Consider the following 26,224-nt stretch of genomic DNA (forward strand, 5'->3'; position numbering starts at 1 on the left):
TATAAGCCTTGGGGTTTGAATATTATCGCAAAACTAAGTTTTGGATCATCGCTAAAACTTAATTAGCCACCGAAGTCATCTAGTAAGATGTTTTCGTCTTCTACACCTAAGTCTTTAAGCATGTTGATTACAGCCGCATTCATCATTGGAGGACCACACATGTAGAACTCACAATCTTCAGGTGCTTCATGATCTTTCAAGTAGTTTTCATAAAGTACGTTATGAATGAAACCTGTGTAACCTTCCCAGTTATCTTCTGGTTGCGGATCTGACAATGCAGTGTGCCATACGAAGTTTTCATTCTCAGCTGCTAGGCCGTCGAAATCTTCTACGTAGAACATTTCACGCTTAGAACGTGCACCGTACCAAAAAGACATCTTACGCTTAGAGTTAAGACGCTTAAGCTGGTCGAAAATGTGTGAACGCATTGGCGCCATACCTGCACCACCACCGACGAACACCATTTCTGCATCTGTGTCTTTAGCGAAGAACTCACCAAATGGACCAGAAATAGTTACTTTATCACCTTCTTTCAGTGACCAAATGTACGATGACATTTTACCACATGGAAGTGTCAAGTTGTTTGGCGGCGGAGTCGCGATACGTACGTTAAGCATGATAATGCCAAACTCTTCAGGGTAGTTTGCCATTGAGTATGCACGAATTGTTTCGTCATCCACTTTAGACTCAAGATTGAAGAAGCCAAAACGTTCCCAATCTGGACGATACTCTTCTGGAATATCGTAGTCTGCGTATTTAACGTGATGCGCTGGTGCTTCAATCTGAATATAACCACCCGCACGGAAAGGTACAGACTCACCATCAGGAATAGCAAGCTTAAGCTCCTTGATGAAAGTTGCTTTGTTATCGTTAGAGATAACCGTACATTCCCACTTTTTAACACCGAAAATTGATTCTTCAAGTTCAATTTCCATGTCATTTTTCACGTTCACCTGACACGCTAGACGACAGCCTTCACGCGCTTCACCTTTAGAGATGTGGTCAAGTTCCGTTGGTAAAATATCGCCACCACCAGACTTAATATGTACGCGACACTGGCCACATGAACCACCGCCACCACATGCTGATGATACGAAAATACCCGCATCTGCTAACGCACCAAGTAACTTGCTACCGGCAGATGTTGTAATGCCTTTGTCAGCATCACCATTAATTCCAATTGTGATGTCACCGCTAGATACTAGCTTAGATTTAGCTGCAATAATCACTAAAACTAAAACTACAACGATAGCAATGAACATCCCTACGCCTAGATATACCTCAAGCATGATTTTTCCTCGCTACCTATTACAGTGAAATACCAGAGAATGACATAAAGCCAAAGCCCATTAAACCTACAGTGATGAAGGTAATACCTAAACCACGTAAGCCGTCTGGCACATCTGCGTACTTCATTTTCTCACGGATACCAGCAAGTAAAACAATCGCCAGTGCCCAGCCCACACCCGAGCCAATACCATAAATTACCGATTCACCAAAGTTAAGGTTACGCTCAACCATGAATGATACTGCACCGAAAATCGCACAGTTTACGGTAATAAGTGGTAAGAAGATGCCCAGTGCGTTGTAAAGCGCAGGGAAAAACTTATCTAGTGCCATCTCTAAGATTTGTACTAGTGCCGCAATAACACCGATAAAGGTCAAGAAGCGTAAGAAGCTTAAATCAGCTTCAGGGAAACCTAACCACTCCAGCGCACCAGGCGCCAAAATTGCGTAGTAAACTAAGTTGTTTACTGGTACAGCAACACCTAGTACGAAGATTACAGCAATACCTAGGCCTAGAGAGGTTGTTACTTTCTTAGATACTGCAAGGAAAGTACACATACCTAAGAAGAAAGATAATGCTAAGTTTTCAATGAAAACCGCTTTGACGAATAAACTAATATATTGTTCCATCTCTCTCCCCTTATGCCTTCGCTTCTACTTGGTCTTTCTTGAAAGTACGAAGTACCCAAATGAAAATACCAACTAAGAAGAATGAGCTAAATGGCATAACTAAAAGACCCATCGGACGGTACCAACCACCTTCAGATACTAAAGGTAAGATCTCTGCACCAAATAATGTACCTGAACCGAATAGTTCACGTACAAAACCGATAGTGAGAAGTACAACCGAGTAACCTAAACCGTTACCGATACCATCTAAAAATGACATCGTAGGCGGTGACTTCATCGCATAGGCTTCAGCACGACCCATTACAATACAGTTAGTAATGATAAGACCAATGAACGTTGAAAGCTCTTTTGCTGTTGAGTAAACAACCGCTTGTAACACTTGGTCTACAACAATTACCAAAGAGGCGATGATGGTCATCTGCACGATGATACGTACACTCGAAGGAATGTGGTTACGGATCATTGAGATGAATAAGCTTGAGAATGCAGTTACCAAAGTCAAAGCGATTGACATGATAAGTGCATTTTTAAGGCTTGATGTTACTGCCAATGCAGAACAAATACCCAGTACCTGTAAGGCAATTGGGTTGTTTGCAAAGACAGGGCCAAACAAGACGTCTTTCATTTCTTTAGTATTAGCCATTAGTTCAATGCTCCTTTACGTACGTTCGCAAGGAATGGACCAAAACCTTTATTGCTAGTCCAAAAGTCGATTGTGTTATCAACACCTTTTGAAGTCAGCGTCGCACCTGACAAGCCATCAACTTTATGCTTGTTGTTACCCGCTGAACCTTTCACGATGTCGATAGGTAGTTCTTTACCAGCCCAAGTAGAAGTCCACTTAGGGTTTTCAATTTCACCACCAAGACCAGCTGTTTCTTTATGCTTGTAAAACTGAATTGCTTTGATTGTTTCACCATCGCTATCAAGCGCAAGGAAACCAAACATAACACCCCAAAGGCCATAACCTTGAATTGGTAAAACAACTGTTGACACTTGACCGTTGTCACCTTTTACAAGGTACACCGGTGAGTTGTTTGTCATGCGCTGAATACCAGCTGTGTCATCTTCTTTTGATAATGCAAAGCTGCGCGCTGCGTCATACTTGGTCATTTCAAAATCAAAAGACAGCGGATCAACATCAACAAACTCACCAGATTTCATGTTAATAACACGCGCTTCAATATTCTTATCAAAGGTTGCTTTAACATCAGTGACATTATCAAAGCCAGCAGCTGTCAAAATGTTACGCTGAATATCTTTGGTTTTATTGGCATTTTGTAACGGACGTAATTGTACCGCCGCGAAAGATACAACAATCGCACATACCAAACACAAACCAACAACAACGCTTAGCGTTTTGCCGATAGTTTCATTGTTACTAGACACGTGCCAATCTCCTCTTAACATTTGACTGCACTACAAAGTGGTCGAATAGTGGAGCAAATAAGTTAGCGAATAGAATTGCTAACATCATGCCTTCTGGGTACGCTGGGTTAAGTACACGAACCAGTACTACCATCACACCAATCAAAGCACCGTATGCAAATTTACCTTTGTTAGTGAAAGATGCTGAAACAGGATCTGTCGCCATAAAGAACATACCAAATGCAAAGCCACCAACCACTAGGTGCCAGTACCAAGGCATCGCAAATGCAGCGTTTGACTCTGAACCTAACATATTTAATAAGCTTGCCATTGCGACCATACCTAGGAATACACCTAGTACAATACGCCATGAAGCAATACGAACATACATTAGGAAGAAGCCACCAAGCATCAACGCTAGAGTTGAAGTTTCACCCATAGAGCCTTGAACGAAGCCATAGAATGCATCCCACCAAAGCGCCATATTGTTGAAGTCTAAAGCACCTTGAGCGGCTTGACCTAAATAAGTTGCACCAGAGAATGAATCTACTGCAGTCCAAACTGTGTCACCTGAAATATTCGCAGGGTATGCAAAGAATAGGAAAGCACGACCTGCAAGTGCAGGGTTTAAGAAGTTACGACCTGTACCACCAAATACTTCTTTCGCAACCACAACACCAAAGGTAATACCTAGGGCAGCTTGCCAAAGAGGAATCGTTGCTGGCAGGATCAATGCAAACAGAACTGAAGTTACGAAGAAGCCTTCGTTTACTTCGTGCTTACGAATTGATGCAAACAGTACTTCCCAGAAACCACCAACAGCAAACACGGTTGCGTATACTGGTAGGAAGAAACATGCGCCATAGAACATCTTAGCGCCCCAACCTGCTTGTGCAGTTAGTTCACCGCCAAGTGCTTGGAAAATACCAACTTGCCATGTGTTTGCTAGTTCAAAACCATTACCAAGTGCAATTGCTGCTTGGTGACCGATATTAAACATACCAAAGAACATCGCTGGGAATGTTGCCATCCACACTAAAATCATAATACGTTTTAGGTCGATGTTGTCACGTACGTGCGTTGCACCTTTGTTTACATAACCTGGGGTATAGAAAATAGTTGCTACTGCTTCGTACAGTGCATACCACTTCTCATGTTTACCACCAGGTTCAAAGTGAGGTTCAATGTCTTCTAAAAATTTCTTTAAGGCCATTTTTAACCTTCCTTCTCGATAGTAGTCAGGCAATCACGTAGGATTGAACCGTACTCATACTTACCAGGACATACGAAGGTACATAGCGCTAAATCTTCTTCATCTAACTCTAATGCGCCTAACGATATCGCACTGTCTAAATCACGTGAAATTAAGTCACGCAAAAGTGGCGTTGGTAAGATATCGAGTGGCATAACACGCTCATAGTTACCGATTGGTACCATCGCACGCTTAGAACCACCCGTAGACGTTGTCATTTTAAACAAACGGCTAGGCGCTAAGTGTGAAATAAATGTACGCGTTACTGAGAATTTATCGCTACCTGGTGCAATCCAGCCAAATAGTTCTTTTTCGCGACCTTCAAGTAAAACAGACACTTGAACATGGTAACGACCTAGGAAAGCGTGAGGTCCAGTTGCTGTTTTACCAGCTAACACAGAGCCAGAAATGACTCGGTTATCACCTTCTTCAAGCTCGCCTGCAACTAAATCGGTTAGCGACGCACCTAATTGAGTTCTAACTAAACGTGGGTTTTTAACGCGAGGCCCTGCTAATGCAACCACACGGTCAGCGTTAATTTCGCCTGTTAGGAAGAGCTGACCAAAAGCAATCACATCTTGATAACCTAAGTGCCATACTTGCTTATCAGCAGAGACTGGATCTAGGTGATGAATGTGAGTACCTACTAGGCCCGCAGGGTGAACACCCGCAAACTCATGCACTTCTACTTGAGAAAGTGATGAACTTGGCACTTTGCTACCTGCTTTCTTACAAACAAATACTTTACCGTCAGTCAGACGTGATACCACTGCAAGACCCGCTTCAAATGCTTCCACATTTTCAGCGATAATCACAGCAGGATCAGCTGCTAGAGGGTTAGTATCGATTGCAGTCACGAAGATAGAGCTTGGTGTTGCATCTAACGTAGCTACTTTACTAAAAGGACGCGCTCTTAGCGCAGGCCATTGACCTGACTCAACAAGCACTTCTTTCACTTTGTCACGCTCTAAACCACCTAAATCAGCAGCAGAGAACTTGTCAAAAGTGATTTGCTCATTGCCTTGTACTTCAATCACAACGGATTGCAGTACACGCTTAGCACCACGGTTAATTTCTTTAACCACACCAGAGGCTGGTGCAGTAAACTTGACGCCTGGGTTCTTCTTGTCTTCAAAAAGAACTTGGCCTTTTTTGACTTGGTCATCCACACGAACATGCATGGTAGGACGCATACCAATAAACTCTTCGCCTAAGACAGCAACTCGTTTGACAGCAGAACCATCATGAATCACTTGCTGAGGCGCGCCCTCTATGGGTAAGTCCAGACCTTTTTTTATGTTGATCATACGCACTTGCATTACATTAACGGAAAGAAATTGAAAAATCTTTAGTCACCACAACGCTTGCTGCCTCATATTTTTTTAGGTATCAAAGAGCCACCTGCTCGAATATCGAGACAAGCGTTGAAGTTGTGTTCTCACATATTTCTGTGATTTTAACATTAATCACCACGACTATGCGAGTGGAATTACAAAATTAATATGCCTTTCATTGGCTTTGCTGCCAGTTAATGAAAGCAGTATAGACTAAAGTAGCACAATAGAAAGGTGCTCCATAAGCTGGTCGAATCTGTCATATAATGAAATAGCTCTAACGTTATCAGTACACCAATTCCAATCAAGCCGATTCTTAAAACCGCTGTTTTGTTTAGATAGACAATACAATTCAATACATGATGAACTTTTTCGGTGCCCAGCCCAGCTCCCTTATTGCTTTGTCACTAGAAAAAACCTGATTAAGTCCATAGCCTTGAGTCCAAGTACCATAGTTCAATACCCAATCGCTTAGTTTATTGCTTTTTAGCGGCTTGCTTGACAATGTTCTCAGTAATTCCTTCAATGGCGCTCTATGTTCAGCACTTCCTATGTATTCTTCACCCGCTTGCCCTTTTTCAAGAGCCAGTCGATACAGCTCAGCCAAATTCCGGCGCTCTATAAGAGACCAGGTTTGAGCTGTATCTTTGGGTAAAGTTGGATAACCACAACGTTCAATTTCCCACAACAAAATGGGAGGTAAAAATTGACTTTGCTCACAGACAACGTTGACCGGGCTAACAACACGCAGATCAATATTGCTTTTTTCACGCAAGAAGTTGATGCTACGTAACATCCACTGAAAATCGTCAGTGGGCGACTTTGGTGTTTGTTCGGTAATCAGCTTTTGGTGATCTCCATAAGTCCAACAACCTGATGTATAAATAAGAATAAGAGGTTTAGAGCGTCTTTTTACTCGTGCTACCACCTGCTGCATAAAACTAAAATCAATAAACCCCATATTTTCATCAAAGGTACATGCGGTATGAATGAGTGCATCACATACATCGATCACATGCAGCCACTTTTGCGTTTCCTGCAGTGAGCCATACACTGAGTTAGCGCCCATTTTTTTGGCTTTTTGAACACTGCTTTTATCCTTACACAGCACACTAACGTCATAATCATAATTGAGTAGCTCTTCAACAATGGCGCTTCCGATGTTGCCCGTCCCACCAGTAACCAACACTGATTTAGTTATCATTTTCATCCACCTTTTATAACTCTCTGATATTGAGTTTAAATTAATAAAGCCTGTTTCAGATGAATAGCCCTACAGCGACGAAAAAGAAGTAACATCGACAAATAAATAGTAAACGTCGATTTTACTGCATACGCTACAGATGAAGGTGTGCCTTACGATATTGGTTTGGCGTCATTTTATGAAATTGTCGAAAGTTACGAATAAAAACATCAACTGATTGAAAACCACACTGAGCGGAAATCGCTTTCAAAGGTTCTTGAGTAGAGCGCATTAGTTTAGCCGCAGCCAAACAACGCCATTGACGGACAAATTGCAAAGGTGGCAAACCCGTTACATCTCGAAATCGCGCAGAAAATGAAGAAGAAGATAATGCAGCAACTTGCGCAAGTTGCTCAACTGTCCAATCTTTATTTAACTGGTATTGTAGTGCGAACAGCACAGGTGATAAATGCTTATCTTGTAGTGCATTTAGCCAAGAGGGAGAAACATCAATATCTTTTAAAGTTCGTAACACTTCCAACAACAGCAATTCGAGTAACGCCTTTTGAGCGAGTGAAAAGCCATGCGTTCTTTTGCTATTCTCTTCATATAACCAGCTTAGTATTAACGCTAACTTACTGTGAGCGGCGGCATTAATCACGATAAGTTGGGGTAACACACCATACAGCGGATCCTCTCCCCAGTGCTGAATGGGTGAAAACAAAAAGTAGCCACACATCATTTGGCAACTCTCTCCTTGCCCACCAACTAACATACTTTCAACTTCCTGTTGAGATTTGCCAGCAAACAGTGTTTCGCTCGTCAAACAAGGCGTGCCGTAATCACTCATTACTTTGTGAGCATGACCATAAGGTAGCAATAGTAATTGGCCACTTTTTAGTTCAGTGGTTTGCCCATCGGGTAATTCAACTATGCACCTACCCGCTTTTACATAACTAAAATAACAACAATCTTGTTGAGCTTCATCGATCCCCCAAGGGGCTTTAAGTTGTAAATGAGCAAATACTTCACAGCGGGCTGAAAAAAGAGAAACGAGAGAACTGAAGGGATCTTCAACGGGTGGCGTCACTGTACTAATTCCTTTTGTAACTCGGCAAACAAGCTACATCATACATTCTTTTTTCTGGCATAAAAAACGGCTAATTGAATATGCAGTACACCTGCTCAATTAGCCGTTAAAATCTTAATTTAAAAAAGCGCTTAACTTGCTTACGCGATTAAACCAGATTATTGATTTTCACATCAGGGTTAACGTCTTGCTCGTAATCTAAGCCTTCAATACCAAAGCCGAACAAACGTAAAAACTCATTGTGATAACCAACGTAATCCGTCAATTCATCAATGGTTTCCGTTTTTACTGTGTCCCAAATGTGTTGAACACGAGACTGAACATCATCTTCAAGCTCTTTGTAGTTTTGGAACAAATGGCCGCCATCATCAAATCGTGGCGTTTCGCCATATAGGTTTTCACGGAATAAGGCGTCGATCTGCTCAATTGTACCTTCATAAGTACCATCTGCTTTCATCACCTTAAATAGCGCAGAGATATAAAGTGGCATAATCGGAATGGCAGAGCTTGCTTGTGTTACAACAGCATTTAAAGAGGAAACATACGCTTCGCCATTCAATGGCGCTGTTGATTCTTTAATTGCAGCTGTTGCGCGATCTAAGTCTTCTTTTGCTTTACCAATGGTCGCATGACCATAAATAGGCCAAGTTAACTCTTTACCAATGTATGTATAAGCGGTCGTTTTAAAGTTATCTGCAAGTACATCGGCTTGCTTCAAAGCCTCAATCCAAAGCTCCCAGTCTTCACCACCCATAACTTTTACTGTATTGGCAATTTCGTCTTCATTTGCAGCTTCTACAGTCACCGAGTCGATTTCACGCTTCGATGTATTTAAGTTTTTAGTCGTGATATCACTACCGATTGGCTTTAACGTCGATGAATATACGTCACCTGTTTTTGGGTCAGTACGACGAGGAGACGCTAAACTGTATATCACAAGATCAACTTTGCCCATCTCAGCTTTAATCGTATCGATTGTTTTTTGTTTAATTTCATCAGAGAAAGCATCGCCGTTGATATTCTTTGACCAAAGGCCTGCCTCTTCGGCTGCACGCTGGAATTCAGCCGTATTGTACCAACCAGCTGACGCAGTTCTTTTCTCGCTTCCTTCTTTTTCAAAGAAAATACCGAGCGTTTTTGCGCCAGCGCCAAAGGCTGCAGTAATGCGTGATGCTAAGCCATAACCCGTAGATGAGCCAATAACAAGTACATTCTTTGGACCATGAGTTAATGGGCCTTGTGCTTTTACATAAGCAATTTGTTCTTGTACGTGTGCAGCACAACCAACAGGATGTGCATTGGTACAAATAAAACCACGAATTTTCGGTTTAACGACCATAATTATTCCTATAATTTTTCAAAAACTGACATAGTTTAATGGTTGATCAGGCAAACACAGATCTGATCAGCTAATTATCTAACTTAGAGCCGCCGAAACATTTAGGTGAATCAGGCGTACTTCCTTCTCTGTCGCTGAATTCTTCAGGGGTATATGCATGAATAGATAGTGCATGAATATGCTCGGCAAGCTCCTCTTGCAATACCTCATTGACCTTTCTATGGCGTTGCAAAAGTCTTTTACCAATAAATTCTTCGCTGACAACGATCACTTTAAAGTGAGAATCTTCGCCACGACTATGCATATGGCTTTCATTTATAACGTTAAGATGTTTACAACTAATGGCATTTGCCAGCTTGTCATGAATTTGCTCTTGCATCGACATGCTAACCCCTTCATTTAAATTTATTAACGGCCGCTACTATACGCTTTTGTTGGCGCTTGACCAACCGTTCTAAAGGTTAAATTAATTCGACCACCGGCGACTTTGGTTTGCGCAGGTAGCGCATGTTGATATTGTGCTTGGCTTTGTCCATACATTAATAAACAACTGCCGCTTTCGAGCAGTAACTCGTGTTGCTGTCCGGTAATTTTATGCTTAATCTTAAACTTGCGTGCTGCACCAAGGGAAATAGATGCTATACACGGCTCAACTCCCAGCTCTGCTTCGTCGTCACTATGCCAACCCATTTTGTCGTGCCCATTGCGATACCAATTGGCAAGTAATGCGTTAAATTCGTAGCCATAAGCAATTTGTAAGCGTTTGCGCATAGCTTGCAACACGTCAAGCCATGGTGAGTTATCTAATGTTTTCTGTGAATAACCGTACGCCACATTACTGTCAGCAATAAAGCATTGCTTGCGAGGGATTGGGTGCGATTTACCAAACACTTGAATACTCGGTTGCTGCCATTGCAAATTCGCAACTAAAAAGTCATACAATGCAATACTTTTCGATAAACTCATTACTTGAGGGTAATAGTCAAACCCACTGGGTAAGAGCTGTTTGGGCTGAGCCAATGTCATGATACCATTTACCTATTCACTACTTGTTACTTTATATATATGACAACTGATGCGTTATTAGGTGGCTGTGCCCTTACTTTACACCGTTTTCCTCTAGAACAAAAAAATCGTAGCCTACAAGCATGGGACGCAGCGGATGAGTATTTAATTGATTACGTGCAAGAACATCATAGCCAAGCTCAACGTGTATTGGTATTTAATGACGGCTTTGGTGCACTGACATGTAGTCTGTTAGCTAAAAACAATGAAAGAATTCGTATTACCCACGTCACTGATTCTTTTGTTAGCCAACAAGCATGCAAATATAACCTAGCAGAAAACCAATTGCCGAGTACACAGGTAAACTACTTAGACAGCCTTGCCAATTTGCCCTGCGATGTTGACTTGATATTACTCAAGGTACCTAAAAATGCAGGCTTTTTGCAGTACCAATTGGCGCAGCTAAGCCACTTACCGGCAGGCATCACGATTATTGCCGCAGGTAAAGCAAAAGAGATCCATACCTCAACATTAAAAAGCTTTAGCCACTTTGTGAGCGAGCCAAGCACGAGTCTAGCGGTCAAAAAGGCACGTTTGATATTTTCTCAAACAACAAACAAGCCGGTAGCGAGTAAGTTTCCCGTAAGTTGGGCTTTAGAAAACAGTGAATTTACACTCACCAACCATGCTAACGTATTTTCTAGAGATTCATTAGATATCGGCGCTCGATTTTTTATGAATTACCTGCCACAAGGCAAAAAGCCGATGAAAATAATTGATTTAGGATGCGGCAATGGCGTCATTGGCCTGCAAACACTGAGCAAAATGGCCAACGCTCGGGTCACCTTCATTGATGAGTCTGCGATGGCGGTTGCCAGTGCCAAACTCAATATTGAACAAAACCTACCTGATGCAAGCGAGCGCTGTAAATTTATACAAAACGATTGTTTAACTGACTTCACCTCAGGTTCAGTTGATCTGGTGTTATGTAATCCTCCATTTCATCAAGCACAGGCTATTACCGACCATATTGCTTGGCAAATGTTTGCGCAAGCAAAGCATGTTTTGAAAAAAGGCGGAGAGTTGAGGATTATTGGTAATCGACACCTTGACTATCAAGACAAGCTAAACCGCTTATTTGGAAATTGTAAAGTTATTGGAAATAATAAAAAATTCATTGTGCTAAGCGCAACGAGAAGAGGCTAAAGAATGAGATTTATCTCCTTATTAATATTATTGTTACTTAACGGGTGTACTACTTCACCCAAAGCGGTGATCCTAAACCCTAGTTACTCGGGCACTAGTGTGAGCCAAATAAAAGCACCGTTACAGCTTTTAGTTGAGGATAATAGAACCAGTAATTTCACTATTCGGGTAGTCGATCAAGAACCAGCACTTTACTTACCTGATGCAGCACTCCCGCTATTAGTAGATAAAGCTTTTCAGCAAGCTTTACTTGCTAACGGCGCAAATATCTCGCCGCTGGCGACCAATAAAGTAATTCTACATATCGACGAGTTTGTTGCAAAAGTCACTGAATCAATGACAAAGCATCAAAGTCATGCCAAAGCACTGTTTCGTGTTGAAGTATCCAAAGGTAGTCGTCATTTTGAAAAAAGCTACAATGCAAAATCACAATTAAGTGGGCCGCTAAAACATGAACAAGCTAAAATTGAAGGCCAACTCAATAACTTGACTGAGCTTTTGATCACTCGCATTGTGTCAGATAAAGAACTGATTGAATTTTTACAAGGATAAAAAATGAAGAATATTGTAATTTACTTATCGCTTCTCCTTCTTTCTTGTCATGCTTTAGGTGCGAATAAAGAAGGTCGTTTTGTTCAAAAAGATAACTTGTTCCCACGAGTGAAAATGGTAACTAGCAAAGGTGACATCATTATTGAACTTGACCGTTCTCGTGCTCCAATTACTGTTAATAATTTTCTCACCTACGTGATCAATGGTGATTATAAAGGCTCTGTATTTCACCGCGTAGAAAGAGATGACGCCAATGAAACTGATTTTGTCATTCAAGGCGGTGGCTACGATAAAGAGTACGACGGTATGTTTGAGCGTGCCCCAATCTTTAACGAAAGTGGCAATGGCTTAAAAAATGATATGTACTCGGTCGCTATGGCATACCAAGACAACAAACCTCACTCTGGCACACGTCAGTTCTTTTTTAATATGAACGATAATGACCATCTAAACCCGGGACGAGATTGGGGCTTTGCTGTTTTTGGTAACGTTGTTGAAGGCTTTGAAACACTGGATGAAATTATGCAAGTGGAAACGGGCTACAACAGCAAACTCGGCTACACCTTTATTCCGAAAACGCCAGTTATCATTTTTGATGTAAGCGTGCTCGAAGCACCTAAATTTTAAATAAGGCCAGCCATGATCCTCAAAGCCAGTTTGCGCGAATATTTGGGTTACTATACTGATCGACGATTGGTAACCATCTTTATGTTGGGGATCAGTAGTGGCTTCCCTTGGGTCTTAATCGGATCAGTGATGTCGGCTTGGCTTAAAGATGAAGGCCTAAGTCGCAGCATGATAGGTTTATTTGGTATTGTATTTGCTGCTTACACGGTGAATTTTTTATGGTCACCCTTGCTGGATAGGATCAAGCTTCCTTTGCTCACGAAGTTACTAGGGCAACGACGCAGCTGGATTGCACTTTGTCAGTTCATCACAGCTTGCGCAACGTTACTAATGTCCACAATAGTGCTTAAAGAACAACTATTTACCGCTGCATTATTGTGCTTTATCATTGCTATTGCGTCTGCCACCCATGATATCGCCATAGACGCTTTTCGGATTGACTCTCTCCCTGAAAGTGAAAGTGAAAAAGCCACTGCAGCTGCGGCAATGGCTACTTCCGGTTGGTGGACCGGGTATGCACTGCTTGGCGCTTTACCCTTCTTTTTAGCTGATCTACCAACCTTTAATTGGTCTGGTATCTACGTGATATTAGCGTGTATCATGATATTACTGATTGTTGTCACCCTTTTAGCTAAAGAGCCACAATCGAACAGAGACGTGGTGCAAGCACAACTAGAGCAAGCTTATCAGGCCAAACTCGCTGATTTAGCACCAGGAAGACTCAGCCAGCTAACCGCCTGGCTTGCCGTTACACTCATCGAACCTTTTAAAAGCTTTTTTAAAAAAAATGGGGTTAAAACCGCCCTTGCTCTACTCGCATTTGTGTTTTTATTTAAAATTGGTGAATCGTTCCTAGCCCGCATGTCCATCGTCTTTTACAAAGAGGTGGGGTTTAGTAACAGCCAGATTGCCCAATACTCCAAACTTGGTACGGGCGTGATCACCATTGTTTTCGCTTTCCTTGGCAGTATTTTTAATCATAAATATGGCATTGTGAAAGGATTATTCGTTAGTGGCTTAGCAATGGCTGCATCCAATTTAATGTTTTCTTGGATAGCAGTGGCTGGCCCTAAAGAGCATTTATATGCCATGGCCATAGTCGTAGACGGCTTCACTCAAGCATGGTCCTTAGTCGCTATGGTCGCCTTTATCTCCATGCTATGTGATAGAGCATTTAGTGCAACCCATTACGCACTACTCGCCTCGCTCAGCAGTTTAGGAAGAACCGTTATTTCAAGCTACAGTGGTGTGGTTATTGATGATTGGTTAAATGGGAACTGGGCTGTATTTTTCGCTATCACAGCGCTGATGGTATTGCCCTCATTGACATTTTTATACCTGATAAGGCACAAGCTCTACGCAATAGAAGCGTCTTATCATAGCAACACAGGCAAGTAATTAAATATTATACTTTAGTAATTTATACAGAAAGAATGGAGGTGCAAATCCTTGCACCTTGATGCTAACAAGCAGCTTACTGCTCATCTTTCAATAAATGAAGGCCTTCGTATGGGTCTACTTCTAATGCTTCACAGTAGCGTAAGAATTCAATCACGTCTAAACGACGCTCTTGATTTTCAATTTTTCCGATAAAAGAATGCGGGGTACCCAATACTTGAGCAAGGCTACGCATTGTATGGCCTTTTTCATGACGCTTAGATTTAAGCCACTTAGTTAGCTTACCGTTCTCTTCTGAAGAAACAGTTTTTCCCATCATATTAAACATCTCCTACTCGATGATAATTAGTAAAACATTGAACGAAATATGCCCGTCTCGTTCAAGTTGCTAAGATTGTATACTATAGCTTTTGAAAGTAACTACTTTCTTTGTTCCTATGTACCCAATTAGGTATAGCCTAAAATTCTTTTAACACCTAATTAAAATTTCACTTATTTTTAAGTTTTCGTATAAGTGACAGAACCCCTTAACTTTAACAAAAATTTTATAAAATGTACCACTTTTAATAATAAATTATTTTTCTTTAAAAAATATATAGTTACCGATAAGATTAACATATCAACCATAACCAAGGCTGAATACTAATGATTAGATTGCTGTTTTTATTACCAATTTTACTGTGCTTTGCTTGGTATTGCTTTTTACGCACTAATAACATCCCAATTCGCCAAGGTAAGCGTGGATTTATCTACATCTTAGCTTTTAGTACCTTCATATTAGGCTTTTTTGCATTGATGATTTTTGTAACTCAGCATTAGCGCGTGTTTATCTTTTAGGTATGATTTTTTTGCAAATCAAAGGCTTTCAATAGCAAAAGTGCGCGACCAACATCGTGCTCTATGTTAGTTACATGACGTTGTAGCGGAGGCTTACAAAAAGACTAGGCAATGCGTATCACGGCGGGCACAAAAAAGGCCACATCTTGGTGTGGCCTTTTATTTTGAAAAGGTGTACTCAAACGCTAAAACTTGCACCACATCCACAAGTCGTCGTGGCATTTGGATTATTAACAAAAAAGCGTGCGCCTTCTAAGCCTTCGGTGTAATCCACCACACCGTCGATAAGGTATTGAATACTCATTGGGTCAACCACCATAGTGACACCATTTTTTTCAATTTCCAGATCGCCCGGATTTACTTTTTCATCAAAGGTAAAACCATACTGAAAACCAGAGCAGCCACCACCGGTGACATATACGCGCAGCTTAAGCTCTGGGTTTTCTTCCTCGGCTATAAGCTCTTTCACTCTATTGGCTGCCGCATCACTAAATTGAATCGGTAACTGTTCAGACATACTCACAAACTCTTGACCATTTAATGTCGCGATTATCTAATACCTGAGTGTTTTAATCAAGTATAGTTCTTGTCCCCGCTTGGCCAAATTTATCAGTTCAACTTCACTTATCCATCCGTTTATTAAGGACGGTATGGCATTTTTTTGATAAACTTAAGTCCTTATTATGACTTGGAAATCAAACATGTCGCTGGATACATTAAGGCGCCGTCTCGCAAAACCAAAAACCTCCGCACAACTTTGCTTACTCGGCGTTGCGGCGGGCTTAATTGCGGCTGTTTTAATTATTCTATTTCGCCTCACTATTAGCTTCGCTCAAGGTTTGTTCTTAGATACTCCAGACGACTTTTCAACCTTATCACAAATTGAACGTGTCATTTTTCCGGTTGTGGCTGCATTGATGATTGCTGTGTTCGCTGATTTAACAGGCTTTAAACACTACCGACTTGGTATACCTTTTGTGATCCACCGTATAAAACACCATTATGGACAAATGCCTATTTGGAATACCGCGAACCAATTTTTTGGGGGAGCTGTTGCCTTGATCAGCGGCTTTTCTGTCGGTCGAGAAGGCCCTTCAGTACATATGGGCGCAACTGGCGCAAGCATTTTAGCCGAGCGATTACATTTGCCACTTAATTCGGCAAGAACCTTAGCCGGCTGTGGTGTTGCAGCGGGTATCGCAGCGTCATTTAATACCCCGCTCGCGGCGGTTATATTTGTAATGGAAGTTGTACTGCGTGAATATAAAATTCACATATTTGTACCTATCATGCTTGCTGCGGTGACAGGTGCGCTAGCGACTCAGTTTGTGTTTGGCCACGATAGTGAACTTGCTTTGATCAGTATCGCCACATTGAGTTTTTGGCATTACCCTTATTTGATTTTATGTGGCGTGGTGTTAGGAGCGATAGCCTTTGCCTTTAATCAAAATTTAATGGTCGTCATTAAAACCTTTAAATCTGTCAATATGTTTCCTCGATTAATGTTAGCAGGGCTTATAGCAGGCTTTATTGGCTATCTTGTACCTGAAGCTATGGGTTCAGGCATGAGTGCAATTCGCTTGGCAGTGGATTCGCCCGACAATATGCAACTGCTCACTACGGTGCTCATCGCAAAGTTACTGGCCACTTTATTTGCAATTGGCTTAGGGGTCCCTGGCGGCCTTATTGGCCCCGTGATTGGTTTAGGTGTCGTGATGGGCACACTTATGGCATTTTTTGCACAGTTTATTTCTCCGGGCACTGATGTCAGTGGCACTTATGGTGTATTAGGGATGGCAGGCTTACTTGCCGCGACATTGCACGCACCGCTAGCAGCTCTGACGGCAGTCATGGAACTGACTTCAAACCCGAAAATTATCGTGCCTGCAATGCTTGTCATCTCAACCGCTTATGTTACCGCACTACAAGTATTTGGAAATCGTTCTATTTTCTTGCAACAGCTTGATTTTCAGGGGCTCCCCTATCAGGTTTCTCCTGCTAGTGAGGCATTGCAAAAAGTCGGAATTATGGAAGAAATGGATGAGAACTTTAAGCTTTTGTACTCAAGTGACAAAGAGCAAATAAGAGAAACATTAGGCGCAGTGAACAGTCAAACGCCGCTGATCGTATATGATGAGGACAACGCGTATCGTCTTGCTGAATATGACTTGAGTTTGATGAGCGATCAAAGCGTCAGCATATCTTATATTCCTCTAGAGGGGTTGAGCAGCCAAGCAACGCTGTCAGACGCCTTTGATGTTTTAAAAGATAAACGCAGCGGTGCTGTGTACGTGTTTAACCAAAAAGATAATCAACAAATCATGGGTATATTGAGGTGGGATCAAATCCGCCACATATTGACCATTCGCAACAGCTTACTTTAATGGGGATGCTATGAGCGCACTTTTAATTTATAAAGCCCTGCATATCTTTTTCATGATTGCTTGGTTTGCAGGGATTTTTTATTTACCTCGCCTATTTGTCTATCACGCGCTGACGGAAGAGAAGTCATGCAGCGCAATGCTCAAAATAATGGAAAGGCGACTGCTCTATTTTGTTACACCATTTGCATTATTTACACTACTCTTTGGTGTACTCACCATCTATGAATATGGCCGTGAATGGTTCCGCCATAGCATGTGGCTGCACTACAAATTCGTTTTAGTTATTATTTTGTATATTTACCACGGGTACTGCTTTAAGTTACTCGCAGACTTTAAACATGATCGTAATAAACGCAGCGATCGTTTTTACCGCATCTTCAATGAATTCCCTGTACTACTTTTATTAGCCATTGTGATGCTCGCAATACTCAAACCTAATCTATAACTATGCTATGATATCGCGCCAAATAACCGCTATGTTATGTGCGCGTTATCACGGTTGAGTGTATCCATACGTACAACCCGTTGTTAATTTGTGATTAGGAACCGCCTCATGTTAAGTTTCCAAGGTGAAAACATTCTTTCTGTCAATCAGTTAGGCAGAGAAGCCATAGAACATATCTTTGCCGTCGCTAAAAAAATGGAGCCTTATGCGAAAAAGCTTAAGCGTACTCGTGTGCTTGAAGGGGCGATATTAGCGAACCTCTTTTTTGAACCAAGTACCCGTACGCGTGTTAGTTTTGGTACTGCATTCAATCTATTAGGCGGCCTCGTTCGAGAAACTACTGGCATGCAAAGCTCCGCCTTAGCAAAAGGAGAATCTCTCTATGATACTGCTCGCGTGATCTCTGCATATGCAGATGCGGTCGCAATGCGCCACCCCGATGCAGGCTCCGTCAGTGAATTTGCAACTGGCTCAGATGTGCCTGTAATCAATGGCGGCGATGGTCCAAATGAACACCCGACACAAGCATTACTTGACTTGTTAACGATTGAACGTGAGCTTGGCCGTTTTGAACGAGGCATCGATGGATTGCATATTGCGCTAGTTGGTGACTTGAAATATGGGCGTACCGTGCATTCATTATCCAAGTTACTTTGCCATTACAAAGACGTCCGTTTCACTATGGTCGCACCTGATGGGCTGCAAATGCCGGATTATATTCTGGACAGCGTAAGTAATGCGGGCCATAAAATTGAACTCGCGTCACAAATGGAAGGCAACCTAGCGGCCGATATAGTGTACCAAACACGTATTCAAGAAGAGCGCTTCCCGTCGCAAGAAGAAGCCAATAAGTATCGCGGTGGCTATCGTATCAGCCAAGCAATTTATAACGCGCACTGTAAGCCTAGCTCAGTATTAATGCACCCACTCCCTCGCGATAGCCGCAGTGAAGCAAACGAATTAGACAACGATTTAAACAACAACGACAACCTTGCTATTTTCCGCCAAGTACAAAATGGTGTACTGATCCGCATGGCATTGTTTGCCCTCACCCTAGGGGTAGAAAACCAAGTTGAAAAGTACGAAGCAGACGTGCCTTGGTTTAGTCGCAAACGTAATAGCTAAAAAATAGGAACAATCATGACGATTAGCCAAGATTTATTCGCACGCGCTCAAGCCTCTATTCCTGGTGGCGTAAATTCTCCTGTGCGCGCATTCAATGGTGTCGGTGGCACACCTTTATTTATTACTAAAGCCGAAGGCCCATATACCTTTGACGCTGACAATATCAAATATATTGATTATGTCGGCTCATGGGGACCAATGATTTTGGGTCATAACCACCCGCAAATTAAACAAGCAGTGCTTGATGCAGTAGAAAATGGCCTAAGTTATGGCGCACCGACTGAAACCGAGATTCTAATGGCTGAAAAAGTCAAAGAACTTGTGCCATCTATCGAAAAAGTGCGCATGGTGAGCTCTGGTACTGAAGCCACAATGAGTGCGATTCGCCTTGCTCGAGGTTATACCGGCCGTGACAAAATCCTCAAATTTGAAGGCTGTTACCACGGCCACGCCGACTCCCTTTTAGTTAAGGCTGGCTCTGGCGCGCTCACGATGGGTGTACCAAACTCACCGGGTATTCCTGCCGACTTTGCTAAACACACACTTACAGTTTCGTTTAACAACCTAGATGAAGTGAAAGCAATTTTTGAACAATATAAGGACGAAATTGCTTGTATTATCGTTGAGCCAGTCGCGGGAAATATGAACTGTATTCCACCACTTCCAGGTTTTTTAGAAGGCTTGCGTGAAGTGTGTGATGCGCATGGTACGGTGCTTATTTTTGATGAAGTGATGACTGGGTTCCGCGTTGCTTTAGGTGGTGCTCAGCAGTATTACAACATCAAACCTGACCTGACGTGCTTGGGTAAAGTGATAGGCGGCGGCATGCCTGTAGGTGCATTCGGTGGTAAGCAAGAAATTATGGACTACATTGCACCCGTTGGACCTGTCTACCAAGCTGGCACCTTATCTGGTAACCCAATTGCCATGGCTGCAGGCTTAAAAGCGCTAGAAGTACTCAGTGAGGAAGGCTTACACGCGCAATTAGAAGCCAAAAGTAAGGCGCTATGCGATGGCTTCCAGCAAGCAGCTGATGAAGCAGGAATCCCATTAACCACAAACTATGCCGGTGGTATGTTTGGTTTCTTCTTTACCGACGCACAAAGTGTAAACAGCTTTCAACAAGCCACAGAATGTGATCTAGAACGTTTTAAAAAGTTCTTTCACCTGATGCTTGATGAAGGTGTTTATCTAGCTCCTTCAGCATTTGAAGCGGGATTTGTTAGTACCATGCACACTGATCAAGATATTCAAAATACCATTGATGCCGCTAAACGCGCATTTGCCAAACTGTAATCATAGTGTTGCTTTTCAGCAGGCGAAGTGAGTTTCACTAGCCTGCTGCTTATCAATGTTTTTTCTTAAAATTTCCCTCTCAATCAATTCGCATTGTCACTTAATTTAAAAACTTGAACTAGTATTAGCATTTAACAGGTCTTTATTAGCTCATATTTATAAAAAGTGAACCCTATGCAAGGATTAAGATCATTTTGCGCGCCTGCAATCCGCCTTATGGCAGGGCTTAAGTACAAAACAAAAATCACTCTGGTATTTGGTATTTTACTGGTGCCGCTTGGACTAAGTTTGTTTTTTTTAACCAATATTCTCTCGCACTCGATAAATATTAGTCATCAACAACAAGCTGGCTTGAGTCTCTATCCCAAGCTATTGAGTAATATCACCCTAATGGATGCCGAAGCAAATGAAGCCCTCGCTCGCCAAGCTAATTACTCTGTTAATGCCAATGAGTCTGTGATTGAACAGATTTCAATACAATCAAAACTTGCCATCGATGATGACCTAACTCGATCCTATATCAACCGCTCTTTGGTCGAATCAGTTCCGCGCTTGCAAGAGCAAGTAAATCAACTTGCTGAGCAAGCTAAGTCAGTCATCGAACAAGGTAGGTTTACTCCAGACAGTTTTATTGCTTTATCTAACCTAAATAAAGCCTTACCCACTTTTTACGAACAATTGAAAAGCAAAATGACAGTTGCTATGCATGAAAATCAGCAAGCAAAGCAGGTACTAGAACCTAGCATCAACGCGCTTGGTCGCAGCTTGAGTGATTACCAAAATACCATTAAGCAAAAACTGCTTGACCCTGACGATTTGCAGCTTTCAAAAAATCAATTTGGACAAGTGCATAATCGAGTTTTAGCTAGCATAGAGAAACTAATTGATACCAGCACACCGCTTCTTAAAACGCTATTAGCCAAAAAAATAAATGATCAAACCGTCATTCGAAACATCGTTGGCATTGCCGCAGTACTCAGCCTTATTATTGCCATCTATCTAATGTTAGGTTTTTATTTTGCCGTAGTAGACAGCATTTTTTCGTTTTCTCACACGGCCTCACAAGCCGCTAAAGGCGATCTCAGCTTTAAAGCAACTCCATTTGGCAACGATGAAATGTCCATTATTGTTGAGCAGTACAATAAAGTTTTGAGCGCATTTATTTCAATTTTACAAGAAGTGAACAACAGTAGCGTCGATTTAGACAGTGCCACAACCAAACTAAGTCAAATAAGCCAAGACACGCGTAGTGACGTTGACCAACAACAGCACAAAATTAGCACTATTCACGGTGCGCTCGGCGAAATGGCCCACGTTGCAGATTCGGTCGAGCATTCCGCACAGCATGCCACTGAACTTGCTTCTACAGCTGCGGAGCATGTGAAACAAGGTTCAATGAATACGACTGAACTGGCACGACATATGACTTTGTTACAACAGGAGTTTGAAGACAGCCGTGAAGCACTCGATAGACTGGCGCAAGATAGCCAAAACATCAGCAAAGTGAGCGCTGCTATCAGTGAAATTGCAGAGCAAACCAATTTACTTGCGTTAAACGCAGCCATAGAAGCCGCTCGCGCTGGCGAACAAGGCCGTGGTTTTGCCGTGGTGGCTGATGAAGTGCGTACCCTCGCTCAGCGTACACAACAACAAACCGAAGAGATCCACACGATCATCAATGCACTACAAAAAGCTTCAAACGATACCCAAACTAAAATGCGCTCCAGTGTAGAAAAAATGGAACAAGGAGTTGAAGCAGCAAAACAAACAAATCAGGTTTTACAGCTTGCTCAGCAAAGTATGGAAGACATTGATAAACAAGGGCATCAGATTGCGGATCTGGTGCAACAACAAACACAGGCAACGCAGCAGGCACTGAGCGACGCCAGTGAAATAAATGAATTGGCTGAACATACACTTAGCTCAGCCATTGCAACGGAGCAAGATGCCACTAAGCTTGCAACACTGGCACATAATTTACAACAAGCCATGCGCCAGTTTAAAACATAAGTAATTCTATTTAGGCCTAGCTGCGGATAAGAGTTTTGATAGCTCACAATAGAGGTATTTCAACCTCTTCAATATCCAATAACGAAGAGAGTGAGCGAAATCGCTTTGATTGGGCAAATTCGCTTATCTGCAGCTGAGGTTATTTACTCACACTTGGGTCTTGGCTCAAACTCACTTGCTCGCACTGGTAATTGGATAACTTTGCCACAACCAGGCGGTGCCTGCTTACCCGTGGCAGGATTAACAAACGCCCAACGAATACTATTCGGCCTGTTATCGGCTATTGCTTGTGGATTGAGTGGTTTAAGGTAGCGTATATAGAGCTCTAATGCGCCCGTCGCCCCCGTTAATCCTGTACTTTGGTTATCATCGCGCCCAAGCCAAGTGACAGTCACGGTATTGTGATCAAAGCCTGTGAACCAACTATCCCGTAAATCATTACTGGTGCCTGTTTTACCTGCCAATTGAATGGACGGAAAATGGGCGTTTAGCCTTTTAGCCGTGCCCTCTTTGGTCACCTTTTTCAAACCATACTTAGTCATGTAACTTGCCTGAGCACTAAACCTTGTTCGGCTATCTACTTCGTGTTCATACAGCACTTTGCCCGTTGCATTCGTCATTGCAGAAATACTGGTCAGTTGTCTGTATTGACCATTGCCTGCCAACGTTGTATAAATTTGTGCGACTTCAAAGCTAGATAACTCCAAAGCGCCTAGCAGTAGTGATGGATATTGATTAATAGATTCATTTACGCCAAGTTTCTTAAGCGTTTGTGCAACATTGTGAACACCCACATCCAAACCCAGATTAACTGCTGGAATATTAATACTGTTACTAAATGCCTGATATAAAGGTAAAACGCCTCGGTACTTGTGGTCGAAGTTTTCTGGTTTCCAAATATCACCTGACTCATCGGTCACTTGTAAAGGTCCGTCTTCAAGCAACGTGCCTAGGGTATACTCTGGCTTTTCTAACGCTGTTAAGTAAACAGCGGGCTTGACCAAAGAACCGATATTTCTTTTTGTATCTAAAACTCGATTAAAACCATCAAATCTAAAGTCTCGACCAGCAACGAGAGCCGATACTCCACCTTTTTCAATATTGACTGAGATCATGGCTGTTTCGAGCTTTTCAGTTTTAAAGCGACGCTCTAGGTATGGCAAGCCACTCTTTATCGCATCTTCCATTGCTGTTTGTTTTTGCAAGTCAAAGTAAGTGAACACCCGAACACCTGCGTTAATTAACTCTTGATTAGTCAGCAAGTTACGTAACTCTCGATCAACCAACTCAAGATAACCGGGATACGTTTGTAAGTGGCTTTTCTTCAATGGTTGAATTTTAATTGGCCTGACCAAAGATTGGCGTAATTCGTTCGGCGATATATAGCCCTGCTCGGCGAGTAACCTAAGCACCAAATCTCGACGTTCACGCACGCGTTCAGGATAGCGTCTTGGGTTATAAAAAGAGGGTCCCTTTATCATCGCAACCAGCATGGCGATTTGGTCAAACTCCAATTCATCGACCGGCTTTGCAAAGTAAAACTCTGATGCCAAGCCCATGCCGTGAACACCTTGGTTATAAGCTTGACCCATAAATACTTCGTTGAGGTACGCTTCCAAAATTTCATCTTTGCTATAACGATAATCAAGGATAAGGGCGATAAAAGCCTCATTCACTTTACGCACTAGAGAACGCTCGCGAGATAGATAAAAGTTTTTAGCTAACTGCTGGGTCAGCGTGCTACCGCCTTGAACAGTGCGACCCGCTTTGATGTTTGTATACAGGGCACGCAAGATAGACCATACTGACACGCCATGGTGTTGATAAAAATCTCGGTCTTCTACGACTAATAAAGCATCTTTAAGTAAATTCGGAAATTTTTCCAATGGTACAAATTCACGGTCTTGTTTAGATTCGTTGCCTATGCGCGCAATTTGTACGGGCTCCAGCCTTGCTTGCTGTATGCGCCTGCCGTTACTATCCACAATACTGGCAAGTCGTTTACCTGCAAAATTTAATGTGAACACCACTTCATTTTCCGCACCGTTATAAAACTCAAATGCGCGTCTGTGTATCGATATCGTTCGTCCTTGTACAACATACTGACCGGTGCGGCTAATGCGATTTACTTGGGTATAGTTTAAGCGCTTTAGCTCCCAAATAACCTCTTGTTCAGATAAAAACTGTTCTGGGTAAAAGCGCATTGCCCGAGCATACACTTGCACTGGTAACTGCCACTTGCTGCCTTCAAATTGTCGGGTTACTTTTGAATCAAGATAGATCACATAAAAGCTGACAATCACGATGACGGCAATCGTCCCTTTCCACAACAAGTTCCAGCACGTTTGTAATACCCGTTGCTTAAAACGCGCAAGTTTTGACTGCCCAGCAGTAGATGCTTTTTTAGTTGGCTTTTTTCGAGTTGTTGTCGCTGATTTTGAGGGCGCTCTAGTGGACTTTTTTTTTGCTTTTGATGTGTCGTTATTGCTTTTATCTACCATGCCACTTTGACTGTTTTATCTGATTAAATGGGTCGTAGCATAGGGTACCTTAGATTAACCAAGCCTGAAAGCAAAAGCGGGCTTAAAGCCCGCTCAAATACATTTGAAATTTAATCTAGCAGCTTACTGCCCTCGCACGGTCACAAATTCAGGATAAGCGTCAATGCCGCAGTCGTGTTGATCCATGCCGTTGATCTCTTCCTCTTCACCAACTCGGATCCCCATGGTTGCTTTGAGCAGCGCCCAAACTAAGTAAGAGATAATAAATACAAAACCTAAAATACAAATTAAACCAATCAACTGATTCATAAACGTCGCATCGGAATTTGACAATGGTACCAACATAACCCCTAGCATACCGCAAGTACCATGCACTGAAATCGCGCCAACAGGGTCGTCAATTCTCGCTTTATCTAAAAAGACAATGCTAAAAACAACCAGCGAACCACCTAAAGCTCCTAACAAACAAGCAAGCAACGGGGTCGGAGATGCCGGCTCTGCGGTGATCACCACAAGCCCCGCAAGCGCACCATTTAGTACCATGGTTAAATCCGCCTTTCCCCAAAGCGCCTTACACACCAGCAGCGCAGCGACCGCGCCTGCTGCTGCCGCCGCATTAGTATTCAGCATAATTTGGCTCACGGCTATCGCATTTGCTTTATCCGCTAAGAACAACTGCGAACCACCGTTGAAGCCAAACCATCCCATCCATAAAATGAATGTGCCAAGGGTTGCCAGTGGCATATTTGAACCAGGAATTGGATAAACTTCACCATTCTTACCATATTTGCCTTTACGAGCGCCTAGCAAAAGTACACCCGATAAAGCCGCTGCAGCACCGGCACCATGCACGATAGCTGAACCTGCAAAATCAACAAAACCAAGCTGTGACAAAAATCCGCCACCCCAAGTCCAATAACCTTCAATTGGATAGATAAAGCCTGTTAGCACCACAGTAAAGGCCAAAAATGCCCAAAGCTTCATCCGCTCAGCAACAGCACCCGAGACAATTGACATGGCGGTTGCGACAAAGACCACTTGGAAGAAAAAGTCTGACTCCAGTGCATGATCCGCATCAGCGGCTGCCTCACCAATCAAGGCGCCAAAGCTTGGCACAATCCCACCTTCCGTATTACCCACATACATGATGTTGTAACCCACCAGCAAGAACATGGTGCAGGCTATAGCATACAGGGCAATATTCTTAGTCAAGATTTCAGTCGTGTTTTTGGAGCGGACTAATCCAGCTTCTAGCATCGCAAAGCCTGCAGCCATCCACATGACCAAAACACCAGAAATTAAAAAGTAAAAAGTATTGAGTGAAAATTTGAGTTCTACAATTGCGCTTTCCATCA

At 42.5% G+C, this 26,224-nt stretch carries 24 protein-coding genes; 9 read left to right on the top strand and 15 right to left on the bottom strand.

Going from position 1 to position 26,224, the window contains the following annotated elements; translation table 11 throughout:
* Positions 1-62: 62 nt before the first annotated feature.
* The 11 genes from nqrF to ACW689_RS08610 form a co-directional block, all read right to left on the bottom strand.
* On the bottom strand, positions 63-1,289 hold the full coding sequence (gene nqrF, locus ACW689_RS08560; protein WP_476290328.1) for an NADH:ubiquinone reductase (Na(+)-transporting) subunit F: 1,227 nt from the start codon (positions 1,287-1,289) through the stop codon (positions 63-65).
* 19 nt (positions 1,290-1,308) lie between these two features.
* Positions 1,309-1,917, bottom strand: a complete 609-nt coding sequence (gene nqrE, locus ACW689_RS08565; RefSeq protein ID WP_476290330.1) for an NADH:ubiquinone reductase (Na(+)-transporting) subunit E — start codon at positions 1,915-1,917, stop codon at positions 1,309-1,311.
* Positions 1,918-1,927: 10 nt separating this feature from the next.
* Positions 1,928-2,560, bottom strand: coding sequence for an NADH:ubiquinone reductase (Na(+)-transporting) subunit D (locus tag ACW689_RS08570; protein WP_476290332.1), 633 nt, complete (start codon positions 2,558-2,560; stop codon positions 1,928-1,930).
* A complete protein-coding gene (locus ACW689_RS08575; RefSeq protein ID WP_476290334.1) occupies positions 2,560-3,306 on the bottom strand; it encodes a Na(+)-translocating NADH-quinone reductase subunit C in 747 nt (248 codons plus the stop codon). The genes ACW689_RS08570 and ACW689_RS08575 overlap by 1 nt, the downstream gene beginning before the upstream one ends.
* Entirely contained in the window at positions 3,299-4,498 is a 1,200-nt protein-coding gene (locus ACW689_RS08580) for an NADH:ubiquinone reductase (Na(+)-transporting) subunit B (protein WP_476290336.1), read from the bottom strand. Before ACW689_RS08580 ends, ACW689_RS08575 begins: the two co-directional genes overlap by 8 nt.
* Before the next feature lie 2 nt (positions 4,499-4,500).
* Positions 4,501-5,844 carry a Na(+)-translocating NADH-quinone reductase subunit A gene (locus tag ACW689_RS08585; protein WP_476290338.1) on the bottom strand — a complete coding sequence of 448 codons (1,344 nt, stop codon included), beginning with the start codon at positions 5,842-5,844 and terminating at the stop codon, positions 4,501-4,503.
* 379 nt (positions 5,845-6,223) lie between these two features.
* The gene (locus ACW689_RS08590) at positions 6,224-7,075 is read right to left on the bottom strand and encodes an NAD-dependent epimerase/dehydratase family protein (RefSeq protein ID WP_476290340.1); all 852 of its coding nucleotides are present in this window, start codon (positions 7,073-7,075) and stop codon (positions 6,224-6,226) included.
* Positions 7,076-7,208: 133 nt separating this feature from the next.
* A complete protein-coding gene (locus tag ACW689_RS08595; RefSeq protein WP_476290342.1) occupies positions 7,209-8,144 on the bottom strand; it encodes an AraC family transcriptional regulator in 936 nt (311 codons plus the stop codon).
* A 148-nt stretch (positions 8,145-8,292) separates the two neighbouring features.
* A complete protein-coding gene (gene fabV / locus ACW689_RS08600; RefSeq protein WP_476290344.1) occupies positions 8,293-9,483 on the bottom strand; it encodes an enoyl-ACP reductase FabV in 1,191 nt (396 codons plus the stop codon).
* A 70-nt stretch (positions 9,484-9,553) separates the two neighbouring features.
* The gene (locus ACW689_RS08605; RefSeq protein ID WP_476290346.1) at positions 9,554-9,868 is read right to left on the bottom strand and encodes a BolA family protein; all 315 of its coding nucleotides are present in this window, start codon (positions 9,866-9,868) and stop codon (positions 9,554-9,556) included.
* A 23-nt stretch (positions 9,869-9,891) separates the two neighbouring features.
* Entirely contained in the window at positions 9,892-10,509 is a 618-nt protein-coding gene (locus tag ACW689_RS08610; RefSeq protein ID WP_476290348.1) for an alpha-ketoglutarate-dependent dioxygenase AlkB family protein, read from the bottom strand.
* Between the two features lie 39 nt (positions 10,510-10,548).
* Between ACW689_RS08610 and ACW689_RS08615 the strand changes: the two genes are divergently transcribed.
* Genes ACW689_RS08615 through ACW689_RS08630 form a run of 4 tightly spaced genes read left to right on the top strand, consistent with a single transcriptional unit; the run spans position 10,549 to position 14,271 of the window.
* The gene (locus ACW689_RS08615) at positions 10,549-11,694 is read left to right on the top strand and encodes a methyltransferase (RefSeq protein WP_476290350.1); all 1,146 of its coding nucleotides are present in this window, start codon (positions 10,549-10,551) and stop codon (positions 11,692-11,694) included.
* A gap of 3 nt (positions 11,695-11,697) precedes the next feature.
* Entirely contained in the window at positions 11,698-12,246 is a 549-nt protein-coding gene (locus tag ACW689_RS08620; RefSeq protein ID WP_476290352.1) for a YajG family lipoprotein, read from the top strand.
* A gap of 3 nt (positions 12,247-12,249) precedes the next feature.
* Complete coding sequence (locus ACW689_RS08625) at positions 12,250-12,873, top strand: peptidylprolyl isomerase (RefSeq protein WP_476290354.1); 624 nt, start codon at positions 12,250-12,252, stop codon at positions 12,871-12,873.
* Positions 12,874-12,885: 12 nt separating this feature from the next.
* The gene (locus ACW689_RS08630) at positions 12,886-14,271 is read left to right on the top strand and encodes an AmpG family muropeptide MFS transporter (protein ID WP_476290356.1); all 1,386 of its coding nucleotides are present in this window, start codon (positions 12,886-12,888) and stop codon (positions 14,269-14,271) included.
* Positions 14,272-14,347: 76 nt separating this feature from the next.
* On the opposite strand, the gene ACW689_RS08635 is transcribed toward ACW689_RS08630, so the two are convergent.
* Positions 14,348-14,590, bottom strand: coding sequence for a helix-turn-helix domain-containing protein (locus ACW689_RS08635; RefSeq protein ID WP_070983810.1), 243 nt, complete (start codon positions 14,588-14,590; stop codon positions 14,348-14,350).
* A gap of 696 nt (positions 14,591-15,286) precedes the next feature.
* Positions 15,287-15,625 carry an iron-sulfur cluster insertion protein ErpA gene (gene erpA / locus ACW689_RS08640; protein ID WP_476290358.1) on the bottom strand — a complete coding sequence of 113 codons (339 nt, stop codon included), beginning with the start codon at positions 15,623-15,625 and terminating at the stop codon, positions 15,287-15,289.
* A gap of 184 nt (positions 15,626-15,809) precedes the next feature.
* On the opposite strand from erpA, the gene ACW689_RS08645 reads away from it, so the two are divergent.
* The 5 genes from ACW689_RS08645 to ACW689_RS08665 all read left to right on the top strand — a co-directional run bounded on the left by ACW689_RS08645 (position 15,810) and on the right by ACW689_RS08665 (position 22,368).
* Positions 15,810-17,492 carry a chloride channel protein gene (locus tag ACW689_RS08645; RefSeq protein WP_476290687.1) on the top strand — a complete coding sequence of 561 codons (1,683 nt, stop codon included), beginning with the start codon at positions 15,810-15,812 and terminating at the stop codon, positions 17,490-17,492.
* Positions 17,493-17,502: 10 nt separating this feature from the next.
* On the top strand, positions 17,503-17,937 hold the full coding sequence (locus ACW689_RS08650) for a CopD family protein (protein WP_476290360.1): 435 nt from the start codon (positions 17,503-17,505) through the stop codon (positions 17,935-17,937).
* Between the two features lie 108 nt (positions 17,938-18,045).
* A complete protein-coding gene (locus ACW689_RS08655; protein WP_476290362.1) occupies positions 18,046-19,062 on the top strand; it encodes an aspartate carbamoyltransferase in 1,017 nt (338 codons plus the stop codon).
* Between the two features lie 15 nt (positions 19,063-19,077).
* A complete protein-coding gene (gene hemL / locus ACW689_RS08660; RefSeq protein WP_476290364.1) occupies positions 19,078-20,358 on the top strand; it encodes a glutamate-1-semialdehyde 2,1-aminomutase in 1,281 nt (426 codons plus the stop codon).
* Positions 20,359-20,532: 174 nt separating this feature from the next.
* The gene (locus ACW689_RS08665; RefSeq protein ID WP_476290366.1) at positions 20,533-22,368 is read left to right on the top strand and encodes a methyl-accepting chemotaxis protein; all 1,836 of its coding nucleotides are present in this window, start codon (positions 20,533-20,535) and stop codon (positions 22,366-22,368) included.
* 143 nt (positions 22,369-22,511) lie between these two features.
* Here the strand turns inward: ACW689_RS08665 and mrcB are convergent, their stop codons facing one another.
* Together mrcB and ACW689_RS08675 are read right to left on the bottom strand one after the other, a co-directional pair.
* A complete protein-coding gene (gene mrcB / locus ACW689_RS08670; RefSeq protein ID WP_476290368.1) occupies positions 22,512-24,869 on the bottom strand; it encodes a penicillin-binding protein 1B in 2,358 nt (785 codons plus the stop codon).
* Between the two features lie 123 nt (positions 24,870-24,992).
* Complete coding sequence (locus ACW689_RS08675) at positions 24,993-26,222, bottom strand: ammonium transporter (RefSeq protein WP_476290370.1); 1,230 nt, start codon at positions 26,220-26,222, stop codon at positions 24,993-24,995.
* Positions 26,223-26,224: the final 2 nt, after the last annotated feature.

The sequence above is a fragment of the Pseudoalteromonas sp. ABE4_541 genome (assembly GCF_056312285.1).